The organism is Flavobacterium niveum (assembly GCF_055231775.1).
Genome location: NZ_JBUYSX010000001.1, coordinates 308810 through 326394 on the forward strand (window position 1 = coordinate 308810; position 17585 = coordinate 326394).

At 44.9% G+C, this 17585-nt stretch carries 19 protein-coding genes; 7 read left to right on the forward strand and 12 right to left on the reverse strand.

Annotation, left to right across the window (positions count from 1 at the left end; translation table 11 throughout):
• Nucleotides 1–47: 47 nt before the first annotated feature.
• Nucleotides 48–233: a hypothetical protein gene (locus tag ACZIX4_RS01315; RefSeq protein WP_463333811.1), complete on the forward strand. Its 186-nt coding sequence runs from the start codon at nt 48–50 to the stop codon at nt 231–233.
• Here the strand turns inward: ACZIX4_RS01315 and ACZIX4_RS01320 are convergent.
• The 5 genes from ACZIX4_RS01320 to ACZIX4_RS01340 all read right to left on the reverse strand — a co-directional run bounded on the left by ACZIX4_RS01320 (nt 204) and on the right by ACZIX4_RS01340 (nt 2628).
• Nucleotides 204–470, reverse strand: coding sequence for a Fic family protein (locus tag ACZIX4_RS01320; protein WP_463334575.1), 267 nt, complete (start codon nt 468–470; stop codon nt 204–206). The genes ACZIX4_RS01315 and ACZIX4_RS01320 overlap by 30 nt on opposite strands.
• A complete protein-coding gene (locus ACZIX4_RS01325; RefSeq protein WP_463333812.1) occupies nt 418–804 on the reverse strand; it encodes a hypothetical protein in 387 nt (128 codons plus the stop codon). Before ACZIX4_RS01325 ends, ACZIX4_RS01320 begins: the two co-directional genes overlap by 53 nt.
• 79 nt (nt 805–883) lie before the next feature.
• Nucleotides 884–1453, reverse strand: coding sequence for a YceI family protein (locus tag ACZIX4_RS01330; protein WP_463333813.1), 570 nt, complete (start codon nt 1451–1453; stop codon nt 884–886).
• Nucleotides 1454–1506: 53 nt separating this feature from the next.
• Nucleotides 1507–2145, reverse strand: a complete 639-nt coding sequence (locus tag ACZIX4_RS01335) for an NAD(P)H-dependent oxidoreductase (protein ID WP_463333814.1) — start codon at nt 2143–2145, stop codon at nt 1507–1509.
• A 30-nt stretch (nt 2146–2175) separates the two neighbouring features.
• Nucleotides 2176–2628, reverse strand: a complete 453-nt coding sequence (locus ACZIX4_RS01340) for a MarR family winged helix-turn-helix transcriptional regulator (RefSeq protein WP_463333815.1) — start codon at nt 2626–2628, stop codon at nt 2176–2178.
• A 180-nt stretch (nt 2629–2808) separates the two neighbouring features.
• On the opposite strand from ACZIX4_RS01340, the gene ACZIX4_RS01345 reads away from it, so the two are divergent.
• Genes ACZIX4_RS01345 through ACZIX4_RS01355 form a run of 3 tightly spaced genes read left to right on the forward strand, consistent with a single transcriptional unit; the run spans nt 2809 to nt 4309 of the window.
• Nucleotides 2809–3342 carry a TlpA disulfide reductase family protein gene (locus ACZIX4_RS01345; protein WP_463333816.1) on the forward strand — a complete coding sequence of 178 codons (534 nt, stop codon included), beginning with the start codon at nt 2809–2811 and terminating at the stop codon, nt 3340–3342.
• Nucleotides 3343–3354: 12 nt separating this feature from the next.
• Nucleotides 3355–3969, forward strand: a complete 615-nt coding sequence (locus ACZIX4_RS01350; RefSeq protein WP_463333817.1) for a thioredoxin family protein — start codon at nt 3355–3357, stop codon at nt 3967–3969.
• A gap of 28 nt (nt 3970–3997) precedes the next feature.
• A complete protein-coding gene (locus tag ACZIX4_RS01355) occupies nt 3998–4309 on the forward strand; it encodes a rhodanese-like domain-containing protein (RefSeq protein WP_463333818.1) in 312 nt (103 codons plus the stop codon).
• Between the two features lie 111 nt (nt 4310–4420).
• Here ACZIX4_RS01355 and ACZIX4_RS01360 read toward each other — a convergent pair whose 3' ends face one another.
• From ACZIX4_RS01360 to ACZIX4_RS01370, 3 genes are all read right to left on the reverse strand, one after another.
• Nucleotides 4421–5470 carry an NAD(P)-dependent alcohol dehydrogenase gene (locus ACZIX4_RS01360; RefSeq protein WP_463333819.1) on the reverse strand — a complete coding sequence of 350 codons (1050 nt, stop codon included), beginning with the start codon at nt 5468–5470 and terminating at the stop codon, nt 4421–4423.
• A 131-nt stretch (nt 5471–5601) separates the two neighbouring features.
• On the reverse strand, nt 5602–6309 hold the full coding sequence (locus ACZIX4_RS01365) for a LytR/AlgR family response regulator transcription factor (RefSeq protein ID WP_463333820.1): 708 nt from the start codon (nt 6307–6309) through the stop codon (nt 5602–5604).
• A complete protein-coding gene (locus tag ACZIX4_RS01370) occupies nt 6306–7334 on the reverse strand; it encodes a sensor histidine kinase (protein WP_463333821.1) in 1029 nt (342 codons plus the stop codon). The genes ACZIX4_RS01365 and ACZIX4_RS01370 overlap by 4 nt, the downstream gene beginning before the upstream one ends.
• A gap of 167 nt (nt 7335–7501) precedes the next feature.
• On the opposite strand from ACZIX4_RS01370, the gene ACZIX4_RS01375 reads away from it, so the two are divergent.
• From ACZIX4_RS01375 to ACZIX4_RS01385, 3 genes are read left to right on the forward strand one after another with little or no spacing between them, the layout of a single operon-like run.
• Nucleotides 7502–8884: a TolC family protein gene (locus tag ACZIX4_RS01375; protein WP_463333822.1), complete on the forward strand. Its 1383-nt coding sequence runs from the start codon at nt 7502–7504 to the stop codon at nt 8882–8884.
• Nucleotides 8885–8896: 12 nt separating this feature from the next.
• On the forward strand, nt 8897–12124 hold the full coding sequence (locus tag ACZIX4_RS01380; protein ID WP_463333823.1) for an efflux RND transporter permease subunit: 3228 nt from the start codon (nt 8897–8899) through the stop codon (nt 12122–12124).
• 1 nt (nt 12125) lies between these two features.
• Nucleotides 12126–13217: an efflux RND transporter periplasmic adaptor subunit gene (locus ACZIX4_RS01385; RefSeq protein WP_463333824.1), complete on the forward strand. Its 1092-nt coding sequence runs from the start codon at nt 12126–12128 to the stop codon at nt 13215–13217.
• A gap of 132 nt (nt 13218–13349) precedes the next feature.
• Here ACZIX4_RS01385 and ACZIX4_RS01390 read toward each other — a convergent pair whose 3' ends face one another.
• The 4 genes from ACZIX4_RS01390 to ACZIX4_RS01405 all read right to left on the reverse strand — a co-directional run bounded on the left by ACZIX4_RS01390 (nt 13350) and on the right by ACZIX4_RS01405 (nt 17585).
• Nucleotides 13350–15620 carry a cation:proton antiporter gene (locus tag ACZIX4_RS01390; RefSeq protein ID WP_463333825.1) on the reverse strand — a complete coding sequence of 757 codons (2271 nt, stop codon included), beginning with the start codon at nt 15618–15620 and terminating at the stop codon, nt 13350–13352.
• Between the two features lie 125 nt (nt 15621–15745).
• Nucleotides 15746–16477, reverse strand: a complete 732-nt coding sequence (locus ACZIX4_RS01395; protein WP_463333826.1) for a LytR/AlgR family response regulator transcription factor — start codon at nt 16475–16477, stop codon at nt 15746–15748.
• On the reverse strand, nt 16446–17198 hold the full coding sequence (locus tag ACZIX4_RS01400) for a sensor histidine kinase (protein ID WP_463333827.1): 753 nt from the start codon (nt 17196–17198) through the stop codon (nt 16446–16448). Before ACZIX4_RS01400 ends, ACZIX4_RS01395 begins: the two co-directional genes overlap by 32 nt.
• Nucleotides 17199–17585: a rhodanese-like domain-containing protein gene (locus tag ACZIX4_RS01405; protein WP_463333828.1), complete on the reverse strand. Its 387-nt coding sequence runs from the start codon at nt 17583–17585 to the stop codon at nt 17199–17201. It abuts the gene before it with no gap.

The following is a 17585-nucleotide window of genomic DNA, read 5'->3' on the forward strand; positions in this document are numbered from 1 at the left end:
GAATAAATTAATTTTTACTACCTTTGTGTGATAGTACATATCTAACAATGACTTTTTACGATAAATATCCGCAATTACGAAGCAAGGCTTTTTTGAGAGAAATGCTCAAAAAAACTGTATTTGCTACTATGGCACTTGAGAATCAGATGGTGCCTGAAGAGAAGATTGAGGCTATGGTGGAAAAGCTCATGATTAAAAAGGAATTAGAGACTCCTGAGTTCTTCACGGATTAAGTTGTGTAAAAGCGTGTAATCGCCACTATCTGCTGTACGCAATGCATTAATATAAATTTTCCTTGAATCACCTTCTCGTTTGTATAATTCTAAAGGTTGATAACCAAACTTTAGTGCTACAAGGTTCATGACAATCCGTCCCAAGCGGCCATTACCGTTATTAAACGGATGTATTTTTACAAATTCATAGTGCGAGTATGCTATGCACTCTATATAATCTTCTATGTTTTTTATAATCTTCTATGTTTTTTGCTATTGAAATTTTAAAATTAAGGTTGTCCAGAAACTGATACATTAAGTTTGGGACATTGTAATATGGAGGAAGATTTAATGTACCGACACTAACCTGTATTGTTCTCCATTTCCCAGCCCAGTCATATAATGATTTGAATGCTGCTTCATGTAGCTCAAGGATTAATCCTGCGGTAATATCGCTTAATGGATCCATTCCGTAAATCATTGATTCTGCCAATAAAATGCCTTCAGCTTCAATCTCATTAACAACATTACTATCTGTTAATCCTAACAGGTTTTCTTCTGGTCCTTCTGTATAGTTGGTATTATCTTGCATATACCAAATGTAACGTTTTATCATAAAAAAACCGCTTCCTGATGGGAAGCGGTTTCACGGTCAATTTAAACCCTAATTATTAGTAAACCAGTTTTACTGAAAGTTCAAACTCGTCGTTGATAGCTTTGTCACCAATGCCTTCAAAGAAGCTTTTTGAACCGTATTTGATGTCGTATTTAGTCCTGTCTACGTTAAATGCTGTAGAAGCAGCTTTCTGGCCTGTAGTAAGTTCGAAAGTTACAGGGGCAGTTTTACCTTTAATAGTAAGGTTAGCAGTTACAGTGTATACGTTTTTAGCTTTTTCTTTTACTGAAGTAAACACAAGGGTAGAAGTAGCATATTTGTCAGTACCGAAGAAATCGTCAGCTTTAAGGTGGCCTTCAAGTTTCTCTTTACCTTCGCCTGCTTTAAGGTCAGTTACGTTGATAGAGTTCATATCTACTGTAAATGAACCACCTGTAAGTTTACCTTTAGTGAAGATAAGTGAACCTTCTTTAAAAGAAATAGTACCACTGTGCTGGCCGGTTACTTTTTTACCTACCCAGTTGATAACGCTGGCTTTTACGTCAACTTTTTTAGTTTGTGCAGAAGCAGTTAGTGCAGAAAGCGCTATTACAAATGCAATAGCAATGGATTTTAGATTTTTCATCTGTGTTAAAAATTAGGATTAAAAAATTGTTTTGAATTTAATAAATAGTCGTTTTATAAAGTTATAAAGAGCTCGCCTTCAGGCTTGCGTACTTTCTTAAGGTGCTGGTTGGCATCTTCATCGTGGCGGTAACCTATAGTAGCTACTAACGATGCGTTAAGGCCTTTTTCTGTTAAGCCCAGTATTTCATTAATAGTAGCGGCATTAAAGCCTTCCATAGGTGTAGCGTCTATATTAAGCAGGGGAGCGGTGTGTATAAGGTTAGCCAATGCTATATAGGTTTGCTTGGCAGTCCAAATGTTTTTTTGCTCGTCTGTAAGCGTACCCAAAAAGTTTTTCAGGTAAGTGCCTAAACCGGCTACGGCCTCGGCAGGTACACCGCGTACTTCGCTTACATTTGCTACATACTTATCTACCTGAGCATCGTTTACATTAACCTCATTTGCAAAAATCAGTATGTGCGATGCGTCTTTAAACAGGTTAGCGTTGTTGCCTCCGGCAGCAGCTGCAAGTTTTTCTTTCATTTCCTGGCTGCCCACTACTATTACCTTATACGGTTGTAGGCCCACAGACGATACGCTTAGTTGTATCGCTTCTTTAAGCAGTGCAAGGTCCTCAGCTGAAACTTTTTTTGCCGGGTCGTATTTCTTCACGGCATAGCGCCATTTCTGGCTGTTAATATATTCTTTCATTTAATATAATGTGAATGTGTGTGTCTTGTATTAAACAGTTCGGTACTTTTGTAACAGGTGTATCAATTGCTGTACTTCTTCGGTGGTAAGGTTATTGGCAAATTTGTCCTCTGCCTCTTCCACTTTAGGATCCAGTTGCTGCAATAGTTCAAGGCCTTTTTCGGTGATGCCTATCTCCATCTTACGGCGGTTATCGGGGCATATTTCACGGCTTACAAGGCCTTTCAATAGCAGCTTGTCTACCAGTCGGGTGGTGTTGCTGGTACGGGCTATCATACGTTCCTGTATAACGCCCATATTGGCCGGCTTGCCTTTTTGCCCACGCAGTATACGCAGTACATTAAACTGCTCTGGACTCAGGTCGTAGGTTTTCATCACCTCCAGTGTACTCTCGCCTATAAGGCGGGTAGTATAAAAAAGGTTCATTACCACCTGTTTCTCAGGCTTCATGTTCGGGCTCTTTATTATCTCTTCTATCTTCATTGCAACAAATGTTAGTAAAATCAACAATTGTAATTACAATATTTGTATATACAAATGTATAGTAAATTGTAATCACTTTTACAAAGCAGGCGTTAATAATTTGTTAACGGGATTTAAGGGGGTATTTTAAGCGTGGGTTTGTAGTAATTTAATAGCTGCTTAGGCAATAAAATATTTACCATGAAAAAACTTCTTATTGCAGCTGCCGGCGTGGCTGTATTTGCTTTTTTATCAGCGTTTTCGGGTACTCCGGTTAAGGGCGAGCCAAAGCCCGTACAGGTGTTTACCAATGGCAAAACTACGGTAAAAGCATACGAATGGTCGGGGTTGAGTTACTTTTTAAACCGCGATACTGATACTACTTATGTTGTAAACTTCTGGGCTACCTGGTGTATTCCGTGTGTGGAGGAGTTGCCGAATTTTGAAAAACTGGCCGAAAAATATAAAGACGAAAAGGTAAAAGTTATCCTTGTGAGCCTGGATATGCCTAAAATGGCGCAGAACCGCCTGCTGCCTTTTATAGAAAAGAACCAGCTGAAAAGTAAAGTGATACTAATGCGCGACCCGGACCAGAATACCTGGGTACCTAAAGTGAGTACCGACTGGAGCGGTGCCATACCTGCCACCGTTATATATAATAAGAGGAAGCGTAAGTTCTACGAACAGTCGTTTTCTTTGGCCGACCTTGAACTGGAATTAAACAATTTTAAATAAACAGACTTTATTATGAAAAAAGCTTTTAAATTTTTGTCGCTGTTCCTGGTAGTAGGGGCACTTGCGGCTTTTACAACCAGAGATACCGTTGCCGGATATAAAGTGGGGGATACCGCTGCCGATTTCAGCCTTAAAAACGTGGATGGGAAAAAGGTTAGCCTTAAAGATTTTAAATCGGCCAAGGGTTTTATCGTAGTGTTTACCTGCAACCATTGCCCGTATGCCAAGGCGTATGAAGACCGTATAATTGCATTGGATAAGAAATACAAGGCGCAGGGTTACCCGGTCATTGCCATTAACCCGAACAATCCTGATAAGGTAGCCGACGATAGTTTCGACAATATGGTGGCCCGTGCCAAAGAAAAGCACTACAGCTTCCCGTATCTGCTGGATGAAGGCCAAAAAGTATTCCCGCAGTATGGCGCTACTAAAACACCACACGTATATGTACTGCAAAAAACGGCTAACGGTAATGTGGTGAAATACATTGGCGCTATAGATGACAACTACGAAGATGCCGCTGCTGCAAAAGAAAAATATGTAGAAAATGCAGTTAACGCCCTGCTGAAAGGTAAAGACGTTACCGTAAAAGAAACAAAGGCTATTGGCTGTTCTATAAAAGCGTAATACCTTTGCGCATCAAACAACAACAAAGATGAATTTATCTCAGGAACAATGGTGGGATGGTACCCAGAACGAAACCGATGCGGTAATACTGGATGTGCGTACCCCCGAAGAATGGAACGATGGTATTATACCCGGCGCCATTAACATAGATATTTACCAGGGACCTGCCTTTATGGAGGCCATAGGCGAACTGGATAAAGATAAAAGCTATTATGTATACTGCCGTTCGGGTGCGCGTAGTGGCAATGCCTGTAACATTATGTCACAGCTTGGCTTCTTAAAAGCCTATAACCTTAGTGGCGGCATTATGGGCTGGAATGGCCCTGTGGTGCAGCCATAAAAAGTAGAGACGTTGCACTGCAACGTCTCTTTTGTTTTAGTAAACGCTGCAAATAATGCAGCGTTTTTATTTTGGTTTTATTTCAGGCGTTGCATTGCAACGTCTCTACAACTAATTCTTCATTGAACCCATATCAATCACAAAGCGGTATTTCACGTCGCTCTTCATCATACGGTCATACGCTTCGTTTATGTAACTCATGTCGATTACCTCAACGTCTGACGTGATGTTGTGTTCAGCACAGTAATCCAGCATTTCCTGGGTTTCTTTAATACCACCTATAAGGCTGCCTATTATGCTGCGGCGCTTCATGATTAATGCCATAGCAGGGGCTGTAGAAGGAGTAGGTGGAACACCCAATACCACCATAGTACCGTTTTTACGCAGCAGGTTCAGGTAGGTAGCATACTCATGCTGTGCGGATATAGTGTTGACAATAAAATCAAAACTGTTTTGCAGTGATTTCATTACGGCAGGGTCGGTAATCAGGGCAAAGTTATGCGCACCCAGTGCACGCGCATCGGCTTCCTTGCTTGGGCTGGTGCTCAGCATGGTTACCTCGGCACCAAATGAAGCAGCAAATTTCACCGCCATGTGTCCAAGTCCACCCAAACCAAGTACCGCTACCTTATGGCCTTTGCCTACATTAAGATGGCGTAGGGGAGAGTACGTAGTAATACCGGCGCAAAGCAGCGGTGCTACTCCCTCCAGCGGAAGCTTATCGCTTACATGCAGGGCATAATTTTCGTCTACACTAATGCTGGTACTGTATCCGCCGTACGTAGGTATGGTAGTACCGCGCTCATAGCTATTGTACGTACCGGTCATACCTTCTTCGCAGTAGTTTTCTTCACCTTCAAGGCAGCTCTGGCATTTACGGCACGAGTCTACGAAACAGCCCACACCGGCAAGTTCGCCCACTTTAAAGTTGGTCACTTCACTCCCAACGGCAATGATGCGCCCCACAATTTCATGGCCGGGAACTACAGGGTATTTTGCAGGCCCCCATTCGCTGCGCGCCGTGTGGATGTCGCTGTGGCATACACCGCTGTACAATATATCTATCTGTACCTGGTGCGGGCCAAGGTCTTGCCTTTCAAAATCAAACGGCCTTAATGGTGTAGTAGCATCATAAGCCGCATAAGCGTTAACTTTAATCATAATTGTTTTAGTTTGTTAGGTTATTTAAGCTATCAGCTGTCAGCATTTAGCCATCAGCTAATTTTGTTTGTCTGTCCTTAAAGATTACGAGTAAATCAATTTAAAATATAAAATTCAAAATTTAAAATAACTCATCGTTGCAGTTTCTCCGCAAGTTCCCTCCTGTAGGTTATGCCGATAGGTATATCAGTACGCTTTATCACTACGTGGTCGCGGTGTACTTCGTCCACTTTATCCAGCGCAATAATAAACGACTTATGTGCCCTCATAAAGTTGGCGGGGGGCAACAAGTGCTCCAGGTCGTTTGTAGTTATAGTAGCCAGGTAGTAGCGCTTTTGGGTAAAAATCTTTACGTAATTGCCATAGCTCTGGGCATAGAGTATCGATGCCAGTTCAATTTCTATGGTGTCGCTGTCTACCTTTACGCTTATAGTACCTTTCACCTCGGCCTGTAGTTCTGCCGGTGAAGCATCAGACAGTTCCAGGTAACGCTTAACCGATTTTACAAACCTCGGATGGAAAATAGGTTTCAGCAGGTAATCCATTACGCCGTATTCGTAGCTTTCCAGTGCAAACTCACTATATGCCGTGGTAAGTACCGTTTTAGGGCGCTGTTTCAGCTTTTTTAATAAATCCATACCACTTATGCCAGGCATGTCTATATCCAGGAACATAAGGTCGATAGTGTTGCCTGTAAGGTATTCAAGGGCTTCCACACCGTTATAGCATTGGTGTACAAGTTCTAAGAACGGGTCTTGTTTTATGTAATTAGCCAATACATAATGGGCGGCGGGTTCGTCGTCTACAATTATACAGCGTATGGTTTGGTTCGGCATCATAAGCGTTTCAACTGCAATTGTAAATGTACCGAAAATATACCGTTCTCTGCGATGTCTAGCGTATAGTTGCTGCCGTACTGAAGCTTCAGGCGTTCGGTAGTATTTCGCATTCCTATGCCGGTACTTACCACATCGGGCTTTTTCTCCGGCATGGAATTTTTTACATAAAAATCCATTTTACCCTCGCGTACTTTAATTGAAACATCCACAAAACTGCGTTCTATGGTGCTGGTTCCATGCTTAAAGGCGTTTTCAACAAAGCAAATCAGCAGCATGGGCGGTATTTTGTAGGCACCTTCATCGTCTATGTCAATGTTGAACTGGATATCGCAGCGGTAGCCCACACGTTCTTTTTCCAGTTCGGTATAGCTCTGTAAAAAGTTTACCTCGTCATCCAGCGGCACACAGTTACGTTCATTGCTTTCCAGTTGGTAACGCATCAGTTGCGAAACGTGCATAATCAGGTTTGGTGTACGCTCAGGGAATTGCAGGCTGATGCCGTACAGGGTATTGAACGTATTGAACAAAAAGTGAGGGTTCAGCTGTTGTTTCAGCGAATTAAGCTGTGCCTGGTTGTACAGTATTTTTTCGCTGTCCAGTTTTTTGCGGTCGCGGTAGAATTTAAAGATAAGCGTTACCGATATAATACAAACTAATGTTGCCACCAAAGTAGCTGTCTGGAACCAGTAGCTTTTTTGCTGCGATGTCTTATACAGGAAACAATTGCGATAAATCCAGTTGGTGGTGGCCTCGTACATTATTACCGAGAAAACAGCCACAAGTGCCGCGCTTGCCAGCAGGTACAGCCACGGACGGTGTTTCTTAATCAGTATGGGCAGCAGTACAAAACGGTTTACCTGGGCATGGCCGTACAGCATGCAGAAATACAACGAACCGCCCCACATACCCTTCCACGAACGGATGAGTATCCAGTCGTTCAGGGTAAAAAGGATGAAGCAGAACACCAGTATAAGGAGTTCCTGCCACCACGGGTTTTCCACTATTTTAGTAAAAGTGCGTTTCATTGCTAAGTTAATAACACTACAAAATAACTACATATTAGCGTAACTAAGCGTTTTTGTGTGACGAATTGAATTCATCATTTAAAGCGGATTAAACGACCGTTTAAAAAAAATGCCTCCTTACCTTTGTGCTACAATTTTTCAAAACCCTTACTTAAACATCATCTACAATGTACGCAAAAAAGATCATGCTGCTTTTTTTGCTTCCGGTAATGTATACGTATGGCCAGACACTTACCCTGCGCGATGCTATAGATACCGGAATGGCAAATTACGGTTTGGTTAAAGCCAAGGAAAAATACGCCAGGGCTTCAGACGAAACCGTAAAGCAGGTTAAACGCGACTATTTGCCAAACCTCAACCTTTCTGCCCAGCAGGATTACGGTACCGTAAACGGACAAAACGGCCCGCTTTACGGATTTGGAGGGCTTGGCGTAGCCTCATCGGGGCTGCCGCTGCCCGAACAAAACTGGAATGCTGCCTTCGGGGCGCTTTACCTGGTAAACGTCAACTGGGATTTCTTCACCTTTGGCCGTACCAAACAACGTATTAATGTGGCTAAGGCCGATGCCGAACGCCAGCAAAAAGACTTTGAGCAGGAGCAATTCCAGCAAAAAGTACGTATAGCAGGCGCTTACCTAAACCTGCTTGCCAGCCAGCGGTTGGTTATTTCGCAACAGAAAAACCTGGACCGTACCATCGTAGTCCAGAAAAACGCCGCCGTGCGTGTAAAGAACGGACTGCTTCCGGGGGTAGACTCTACACTGGCTTCCGCCGAAGTATCAAGGGCCAAGATTTCCCTGAACCAGCTTAAGGAGCAGGTAAAAATGCAAAATGCCGAACTGGTACGCCTGCTGGGGGTAGACACGAAGGATTTTGCTGCCGACACCACTATGGTAGCCCGGGTGCCTAAAGCAGTGCTTACCGGTGAATCGGAAACAGGGGAGAAGAACCCTATCCTTCAGTTCTACAAAAGCCGTATTAACTACAGTGCACAGCAGGAGAAAGCGTTTAGCCGCGAGTACTGGCCTACGTTCAGCCTGTTTGGTGTGTTCCAAACCAGGGCATCAGGTTTTAAGTCAAATTACGCCAGCGACCAGACGGCCTTTACCCAAAACTACTGGGACGGCATAAGCCCGAACCGCCAGAACTACCTTGCCGGTGTGGGTGTTACCTGGAACCTTACCAATATTATGCGCTCGTCTAAAAAGGTAAGCGCACAAAAGCTGGTTACCGAAGGCCTTCAGGAAGAATACAAAGCTGTAGATACCCAACTGAAAGCACAACTTGATGCTGCCAACGCCCGCCTTGGTTTTGCCATGCAAAACTACCAGGAAGCGCCGCGCCAGGTAAATGCTGCCCAGCAGGCCTACGTGCAGCGTACCACCCTGTACAGGAACGGCCTTACCAATCTGGTAGACGTTACCCAGGCACTGTATACGCTGAACCGCGCCGAAACAGACCGCGACGTTATCTATACCAATGTATGGCAGGCACTGCTGCTTAAGGCAGCCGCCACCGGCGATTTTAACCTGTTTATAAACGAACTGTAATTACCTTACAAGATGAATTTAATCCGTTTTGCACTGCGCAAACCCATATCGATACTGGTGCTGGTAGCCGGGCTCTTCTTCTTCGGGATAGGGGCTGTAAGGGACATTAAGGTAGACATCCTGCCGAAAATGAACCTTCCGGTGATTTACATAGCACACCCCTTTGGTGGTTACACACCCGACCAGATGGAGTCTTACTTTGCCAAAAACTACATCAACATCATGCTTTTTGCCAATGGTGTAAAAAGCATTGAAACCAAGAACATACAGGGCCTTACCCTGATGAAGATAAGCTACTACGAAGGTACTAACATGGCACAGGCCGCTGCCGAGCTGAGCGCTTTGAGCAATAGGATACAGGCCGCTTTCCCGCCGGGATCGCAGCCGCCGTTTGTCATCCGCTTTGATGCCTCGTCGCTTCCGGTAGGGCAGCTGGTACTGAGTAGTAAAACCCGCAGCAATAACGAGCTGCAGGATTTGGCTAACGTATACGTACGTGCGTCATTCACCAGTATACCGGGATTGCTGTCGCCGCCGCCATTTGGGGGTAGCCCGCGTACTATAGAAATAAACGTAGACCCTACCAAGCTTAATGCTTACAACCTTACGCCCGACCAGATTGTGGAGGCCATAAGGCTGAACAACCAGACGGCACCTTCGGGTAACGTAAGGGTGGGGGACATCAACTACATTACCCCAACAAACAATACGATTAAAGAAGTTAAGGACTTCGAAAAGATACCGCTGTTTAAAGGCGGCGTGCAAAACCTTTACCTTGGCGATGTAGCCACGGTAAAAGACGGTGCCGATATTACCAACGGTTACGCCCTTGTAAACGGCAAGCGTTCGGTGTACGTAAGTATTGCCAAAGCGGGTGATGCCTCTACCTGGGATGTGGTGAAAAACCTGAAGGCAAACATGCCTAAAATACAGGCTACGCTTCCTCCGGATGTTTCCATTTCGTATGAATTTGACCAGTCGGTATATGTTATCAACTCGGTTAAAAGCCTTATTACAGAGGGGGCTATTGGTGCCGTACTTACGGGCCTTATGGTAATCCTCTTCCTGGGCGACCGCCGTGCCGCACTTATCGTTATCCTTACCATACCTATTTCGGTAATATCGGGTGTGCTGTTCCTGAAATTATTCGGGCAAACCATCAACCTGATGTCACTGAGCGGATTGGCACTTGCCATCGGTATCCTGGTAGACGAAAGTACCGTAACCATAGAAAACATCCACCAGCACCTTGATATGGGTAAACCCAAAGCCCTTGCTATATGGGATGCCTGTAAGGAAATAGCCCTGCCTAAGCTGCTTATCCTGCTGTGTATACTGGCGGTATTTGCACCGGCGTTTACCATGGCGGGTATACCGGGTGCGCTGTTCCTTCCGCTGGCTATGGCTATCGGTTTTGCAATGGTTGTTTCGTTCTTGCTGTCGCAAACCTTTGTACCGGTTATGGCCAACTGGATTATGAAACACAAGCACAAAGAGCATGACAATCACCAGGGCGTAGAAGCGGAACATTACCTGCATAAAAATGAATATGCCGAAAAAGAAGACTACGATTCTAACGGGAAGGTAAGCGGTTTCGAGAAATTCCGTATCCGTTTCATGAAGTTGATAGACAGGCTGCTGCCAAAACGTAAGTTTGTGGGTATTGCTTATCTAATCATCATCTCAGGACTTGCCATACTGATGCTGAACATAATAGGGCAGGACGTTTTCCCTAAGGTAAACAGCAGCCAGTTCCAGTTGCGTATGCGTGCCCCTAACGGCACCAGGCTGGAGCGCACCGAAGAAAAAGCCCTCAAAGTACTGAAGGTAATAGAAAAAACAGCCGGTAAAGAGCACATAGGCATATCATCGGTATACGTGGGTACGCACCCGTCGCTGTTCTCGGTTTCGCCTATATACCTGTTCATGTCAGGCCCTCATGAGGCAGTGTTCCAGGTGTCGCTTAAAGACCTGCACACTGATATGGATTCCTTTAAAGACCAGCTACGTAAAAATATACACGCAGTAGAGCCGGATTTAAGACTTTCGTTTGAACCGATAGAGCTTACCGATAAGGTACTGAGCCAAGGTTCGCCTACGCCTGTTGAGATACGTGTGGCGGGCAAAAACAAAAAGCTGAACGAGGAGTACGCTAATAAAATTATTGCCGAGCTTAACAAGAAGTCATATTTCCGCGATGTGCAGATAGCACAGCCGATACATTACCCTGCGCTTAACATTAACATAGACCGTGTTAAGGCCGCACAGGTAGGGGTGGATATGAGCGATGTTTCGCGTTCGCTGATAGCCAGTACATCATCATCACGCTATACTGAAAAGAACACGTGGATTGATGAGAAAATGGGACTGTCGTACAACGTACAGGTGCAGGTGCCATTAGATAAAATGAGCACTGAGCAGGACATTAACGATATACCAATGCTGAAAAACTCGGTACGCCCGGTATTGGGTGATGTGGCTTCTATAAGCTATAGCGATACCCACGGTGAAAACGACAACCTTGGCGCCATGCCTTATATTTCGGTTACGGCTAACATAGACCATACCGACCTTGGTACCGCTGTAAAAGACGTGAACAAAACCATAGCAGGCCTTGGCGAACTGCCACGCGGCTTATTTGTAGAGCCTATCGGTTTAAGTAAAGTACTTACCGAAACCATGGGCAGCCTGGAAAGCGGGCTTCTTGTAGCGGTGGTGGTTATCTTCCTTATGCTGTCGGCCAACTTCCAGTCGTTCCGTGTGTCGCTGGTAATCCTTACTGCTGTTCCGGCGGTGGTACTGGGTGCGCTGTTGTTGTTGCTCGCTACTGGAAGTACACTAAACCTTCAGTCGTACATGGGTATCATCATGTCGGTCGGGGTATCCATAGCCAATGCCGTACTACTGGTTACTAATGCCGAACACCTCCGCAAGGAAAATGGCGGCGATGCCCTTAAAGCAGCACGTGAGGCGGCTTCTATACGCCTTCGCCCGATTATCATGACCAGTGTGGCCATGGTGGTGGGTATGCTGCCAATGGCTATAGGCCACGGCGAAAGCGGCGAACAAACATCGCCACTGGGCCGCGCAGTAATCGGCGGGCTTATATTCTCTACCATTACTGTACTGGTGGTATTACCTGTTATCTTTGCCTGGGCACAGGGCAAGGCCGGTATACAGTCGCCATCATTAGACCCCGAAGACGAACAAAGCAAACATTATGTACCTACACAATCATAATATGAAAAAGATCACCTTACTATCATCGGCAACGTTAGCACTGCTGTTACTATACGGCTGTGGCGAAAAAAAGGAAGAAACCGCAGCACCCGCCCCTGAAAAAACGGTAACCGAAACTTTTGGTGTTACCAAAGAAAAACTTTCGAGCGAAATACGCCTTCCGGCAGAATTACAAGGTTTCCGCCAGGTAGACCTGTATGCAAAGGTAGCCAGCTACGTAAAAGAATTAAAAGTGGATATTGGCAGCCAGGTAAAGGCGGGCCAGCTCCTTATAGTACTTGAGGCACCTGAAATCAGTTCGCAGATAGCGGCCGCCCAAAGCAGGCTGCATTCGGCTGAAGCGGTATATACGGCAAGTAATGCCACATACAACCGCCTGCTGGAAACCAGTAAAGTAGAAGGTACTATTTCTAAAAACGACCTTGATATAGCACTTTCGCGTAAAAGTAGCGACTATGCACAGTTCCAGGCGGCTAAGGCTACCATGCGCGAACTGCAAACCATGCAGGGTTACCTGCAAATCCGCGCCCCGTTTGATGGAGTGGTATCAGTCCGTAACGTGAACACCGGGGCTTATGTAGGCCCTCAGGGTAAAGGCAGCGACCTGCCGCTATTTACGGTGCAGGACCAGGCCAAGCTAAGGTTGGCCGTATCGGTACCTGAGGCATACACAGCTTACCTTTCTGAAGGTGATAACCTGAGCTTTACCGTGAATTCACTTCCGGGTAAATCATTCAGTGGTAAGATAAAGCGTATGAGTGGTGCGCTCGACCTGAGGCTGCGTTCTGAACGTGTAGAGATGGATGTTATCAACGCCGATAAAAAACTGCTTCCGGGTATGGTGGCACAGGTAATACTGCCGCTTAATGCTAAGGACAGCACTTTTGTAGTACCGAAAACGGCTGTGGTAAACAGCAGCGAAGGTACGTATGTTATTGGCGTGAAGGATAATAAATACCATCGTACTGCCGTTGTTAAAGGGCGTGAGTTTGGCGACAGGGTAGAGGTATACAGCGACAGCCTTACCGTAAACCAACAGCTGGTAAAAACCGCAAGTGAGGAAATGCACAACGGCGACGCAATTAATCAGTAGGCTTTACTTACTACATCATAAATAGTAATTTTTTGTTTGGTTGGAGGCCCTGCGTATGCGGGGCTTTCTTTTGGTTATATATGAAAAGGGTTGCCGTATGGCAACCCTCTTTCGACTTAATTATTATCAGTTTTATTTCTTTATAATTAACAGTGAAGGTGTATCGTTAAGCCATTCTGCACCAGACTCTATTTGCTTCTTCCAGCTTTCTTTACTGATGATAAGCAGGTCGTTGCTTTGCAGCAGTTCTTTTTCTATTTTTCGGTTGCTAATCAGTTGTATGTGGTTTGGTACCACCTGTTCTACACTGCGTATGCTTTCTTTTATCTGAGGATTGTTTTTTACCGAACCATCTGCATCCAGTATGGTTACCTGCGAACCTCCGTTGGCAATAAACTTATGTGCATATTCTATAAGGTAGGCATCATCCCGGTCAAACAGTGTAAGGAAAATCCTGTCGGTACCTTTAAAACCTTTATCTACGAAAATGCCCACCGGGGTTTGCGTTTTGGTAAGTATCTGCTGCGTTTTGTCGTCAAAAGGCGAGTTTTCAAAAAACTTCTCTTTACCTGTAAAGGTATTCAGCAGGTTTTCAGGGTTGATGATACGGGTAGTAAAACCAAGTATCTTACCCAGCAGTGTACCTTCAAATATCGACTGGCCTATATCGATTAGCACAAGGTCGAACTCGCCTTTATTGGCTACCACAGCAACATCACTGTCAATATCACTCGTGGCCTTAAACAGGGTGGTGACGTGCTGCCCCAGTTCTTCTGCTTCAGCAAGTACAGGTTTAAAGGCTTCATGCTCGTATTCCTGTAGGTTGAAGGTGTGTATTTCGCTACTTTGCGGTACGTGCATGGCGGTAACCATGGCATTGGTACTCATCTTAGACACCATTGCATGTGCAAGTTTCAGTAGGGGTTTACCGGTTTCAGGCGTGTCAAATGAAAACAACACCTTAAAGCGACTGGCCTGTCGTATTTCGGCTGGAACGTAGTTTTTTCCTCGGTTAAATATAAGCCCTATCAAATCCAGTGCAGGGCCGGTCATAAACGTAGTGGCAAGCGCCATAATAACCATCATGGAGAATACCTCTGTAGAAAGTACGCCCAGCTCCAGTCCTATGTTCAGTACAATAAGTTCCATAAGGCCACGGGTATTCATCAGGGCACCTATCGTAAGGCTGTCACGCCAGTTTTGGCCAACAAATTTAGCCGTAATGGCACTACCCAGAAATTTACCGGCTACGGCCACGAGGATTATGAATCCACATACTTTCCACATATACGGGTCGTCCAGCAGGCCGATGTTAGTCTTTAGGCCTGTGAACACAAAGAAAAGCGGTAGCAGCATTACCTGGCTTACATCTTCCACTTTTTCTATGAAAATGCTACGGAAACGCATGTTCTCCGGCATAATAGCACCCGCCATAAACGCCCCGAACAGTGCATGTATACCGATGATTTCGGTAGTGTATGCCGATATAAGCAGGGTAAGGAAGAAGATGCCTACTACAGGCTTGGTAACGTTTTCACGGTGTGAGTATAAGTCGCCGATGCGCTTAAGGAACGGACGTACCACAAACAACATCAATACTACGTATAATACCGAAAGCCCTATGATGTAAAGCGAACTTACAAATGTACCGGCCTTAACTATGGCTATTACGGCTGCAAGTATGCACCATGCGGTAATATCGTCGGCGGCGGCACAGGTAATAACCATAGCGCCAATACGTGTACGGTGCAGGCCCCGTTCCTGTACAATACGTGCCAGTACCGGGAATGCCGTAATACTCATGGCAATACCCATAAACAGCCCGAATGAACTGAAAGCTACACCGGCAGGGGCAAACTGGTTATATATAAAATACGCCAGGCCAAGACCCATGGTGAATGGGATGATGATACTGGCATGGCTAATGATTACTGCATCTTTCGCTTTATTTTTCAGTACGCTGAGGTCGAGTTCCATACCTACTACGTACATAAACAGTATAAGGCCCAGCTGGCTGAAGTATTTAAGGTTTGGCAATGATTCTTTTGGAAATAACATGCCCGAATATTCAGGGAAATAAGTACCTACGAGTGAGGGGCCGAGTACTATACCGGCTATCATTTCGCCGATAACAGACGGCTGGCCCAGTTTGCGGCATATCCAGCCGAATAGGCGGGCCACGAAAATAATGGTGATGATTTGTACTAAAAGTAAGGCAAGCGGATCGGTAAGGTTATGGAACATGGAGTCTATAAAGTCCTGCCACTGGCCGTTACCGGTTGTAGTGTCATTAATAACGCGGCCGGCTTCCAGTGTTTTGCCATTTTTTAAAGCGAGGTAGATAAGTACCGAAAACACTGCAATTACTACAGTATAAAATATACTGTTCCTGAACTTTTTCATTTACGTTTGTCTTTTTAGCAGCACAATATTATAGCGCTTTTTTGAATTGCTCAATTGCTAAAAATCCTTTTGCAGCAAACTCGGGAAAAATTGTAATGAAATCTTAAAATAGCCCTAAAACCCCTTTAAACCCGCACTTTTTTTACAAAATCATTACGGTATATCTCACTTAACGGGAAAGTATAGTGGCTTCCGTCAGTTTGCAGGCGGTCAGCGGTCACTAGGTCGTGTGTATAAAACTGCACATGTTTTATGGCTATGATGGCCTTTTTATTAATACGGCAAAACTCCTCTTGCGGCAGCATATCCAGCAGCTTTTCAAACGAGCAGTTTTTTACCGTCATGCGGGTATTGTCGTTCATTAACAGTATCTTATCCCGGCTGTCTACATTGCTGGTCATAAAACAGAAAATCTTGTCAGTACTAATAAGCGCTTTACCCTTATCGGTATTCAGCTGTATCTGTTTTACAGTGGGTGCGGCGGCAGTTGTGTTTGTAGCCAGGTATTGCGCCACCTTTTGTATGGCATGCTGCAGCCTGTCGGCCTTTACGGGTTTTACTACGTAATCTATGGCATCGCGGTCAAAAGCATCTACGGCAAAGTTTTTATAGGCTGTGGTAAAAATTATGGCTTTACCTTTCAGGGCATCTGCCACCTGAAGGCCGTTCATGCCCGGCATTTCTATATCGGTTATCAGCAGGTCAAAATCCAGTTTTTGGGCTTCCTGCAATAAAGTAAGCGGGCTGTTGAAGGCTTTTATCACTTCCAGCTCAGGTTGTTGTTCGCACAGCATTTTAAGCAGGGTAAGGCCCGGCAGCTCGTCATCAAGCAGTAAGCATTTTATTTTTGTGTTCAAGCAGGTTTATTTTTAGTTGTGCTACATAAACATCTTCCTCAGTATAGCGATCCAGTTTATAGCAGTTGTTGTACAGTATCTTAAGCCTTTGTTCCAATGTACTGGCGCCAATACCGCTGTGTTCTTTAAGGAACGCCGATTTTGGCGATACCTTATTCTGCACTATTATGGTGAATATATTATCCTTAAATTCTATAATTACCGAAATAAAAGCATCGGGGCTTTGCAGGTCGGCATGTTTAAAGGCGTTTTCTATCAGGTCTATCGAAATCAACGGAGCCAATATTTTTTCCTCATAAAGTTCATCAAGCTCGTCTATCTTTTTCTTAACTGAAATAGAGAACAGCGGGCTTAGTTTTATCTTATTTATCTCTATGAGGTTCAGGGCAAAGTCTATTTCCTCTCGGGGGCTTACAAAACGCTTTTGGCTTTCGTATAAAATATAATCCAGCACATTGCTCAGCTTGTCCATGGCAAAGTATGTTTGGTAAGCATGGCTCTGTATACTGTTTAGTATGTTCTTAAACAGGTGTGGGTTCAGGCGGCTTTCCAGGGTTTGCAGCTGGAGGTTGTTAGCCTTGGTTTCCAGTTCCACGAAACGTTTTTCGACCTCTTTCTTTACCTTTTTTGCCTTTTTATACCTGCGGTACAGCCATAGGCAGGCCACCAGCAACACGCCGGTAGTTACAGAAAGGATAATATTTAGCGTATGCAGATTCATTTATTTGCTTACGGGTTCGCCTGCCTGGTTCCAGGCATCAAGGCCGCCTTCAAGTTCTACAATGTGTTTAAAGCCTTTACGTTCCAGTATGGTAACGGCTTCGGCACTACGGGCACCAGCTTTGCAGTACACATATACGGTTTCATCCGTGTCAAGGCTGTCCAATCGTTCCTGGAAGTCTTTATCATAAATGTGCAGGTTTTTAGCGCCTTCTATATGGCCTTCGCTATATTCTACAGGCATGCGCACATCAATAAGCTGCCCGGCATCGGCCGACATTTCTTTGGCGAATGCCGCCGGCGGAACCTGTTCCGTACCTTTTTTCTCTTCTTTCTTACAGGCCGAAAGCAGCACAAGGGCCATAGCTGCCACTATATATTTTTTCAT

What these genes read in the sequence shown, in the direction of transcription:
- ACZIX4_RS01315 (WP_463333811.1), top strand. Translation starts at nt 48, where the DNA reads ATGACTTTTTACGATAAATATCCGCAATTACGAAGCAAGGCTTTTTTG.
- ACZIX4_RS01325 (WP_463333812.1), bottom strand. Translation starts at nt 804, where the DNA reads ATGCAAGATAATACCAACTATACAGAAGGACCAGAAGAAAACCTGTTA.
- ACZIX4_RS01330 (WP_463333813.1), bottom strand. Translation starts at nt 1,453, where the DNA reads ATGAAAAATCTAAAATCCATTGCTATTGCATTTGTAATAGCGCTTTCT.
- ACZIX4_RS01335 (WP_463333814.1), bottom strand. Translation starts at nt 2,145, where the DNA reads ATGAAAGAATATATTAACAGCCAGAAATGGCGCTATGCCGTGAAGAAA.
- ACZIX4_RS01340 (WP_463333815.1), bottom strand. Translation starts at nt 2,628, where the DNA reads ATGAAGATAGAAGAGATAATAAAGAGCCCGAACATGAAGCCTGAGAAA.
- ACZIX4_RS01345 (WP_463333816.1), top strand. Translation starts at nt 2,809, where the DNA reads ATGAAAAAACTTCTTATTGCAGCTGCCGGCGTGGCTGTATTTGCTTTT.
- ACZIX4_RS01350 (WP_463333817.1), top strand. Translation starts at nt 3,355, where the DNA reads ATGAAAAAAGCTTTTAAATTTTTGTCGCTGTTCCTGGTAGTAGGGGCA.
- ACZIX4_RS01355 (WP_463333818.1), top strand. Translation starts at nt 3,998, where the DNA reads ATGAATTTATCTCAGGAACAATGGTGGGATGGTACCCAGAACGAAACC.
- ACZIX4_RS01360 (WP_463333819.1), bottom strand. Translation starts at nt 5,470, where the DNA reads ATGATTAAAGTTAACGCTTATGCGGCTTATGATGCTACTACACCATTA.
- ACZIX4_RS01365 (WP_463333820.1), bottom strand. Translation starts at nt 6,309, where the DNA reads ATGATGCCGAACCAAACCATACGCTGTATAATTGTAGACGACGAACCC.
- ACZIX4_RS01370 (WP_463333821.1), bottom strand. Translation starts at nt 7,334, where the DNA reads ATGAAACGCACTTTTACTAAAATAGTGGAAAACCCGTGGTGGCAGGAA.
- ACZIX4_RS01375 (WP_463333822.1), top strand. Translation starts at nt 7,502, where the DNA reads ATGTACGCAAAAAAGATCATGCTGCTTTTTTTGCTTCCGGTAATGTAT.
- ACZIX4_RS01380 (WP_463333823.1), top strand. Translation starts at nt 8,897, where the DNA reads ATGAATTTAATCCGTTTTGCACTGCGCAAACCCATATCGATACTGGTG.
- ACZIX4_RS01385 (WP_463333824.1), top strand. Translation starts at nt 12,126, where the DNA reads ATGAAAAAGATCACCTTACTATCATCGGCAACGTTAGCACTGCTGTTA.
- ACZIX4_RS01390 (WP_463333825.1), bottom strand. Translation starts at nt 15,620, where the DNA reads ATGAAAAAGTTCAGGAACAGTATATTTTATACTGTAGTAATTGCAGTG.
- ACZIX4_RS01400 (WP_463333827.1), bottom strand. Translation starts at nt 17,198, where the DNA reads ATGAATCTGCATACGCTAAATATTATCCTTTCTGTAACTACCGGCGTG.
- ACZIX4_RS01405 (WP_463333828.1), bottom strand. Translation starts at nt 17,585, where the DNA reads ATGAAAAAATATATAGTGGCAGCTATGGCCCTTGTGCTGCTTTCGGCC.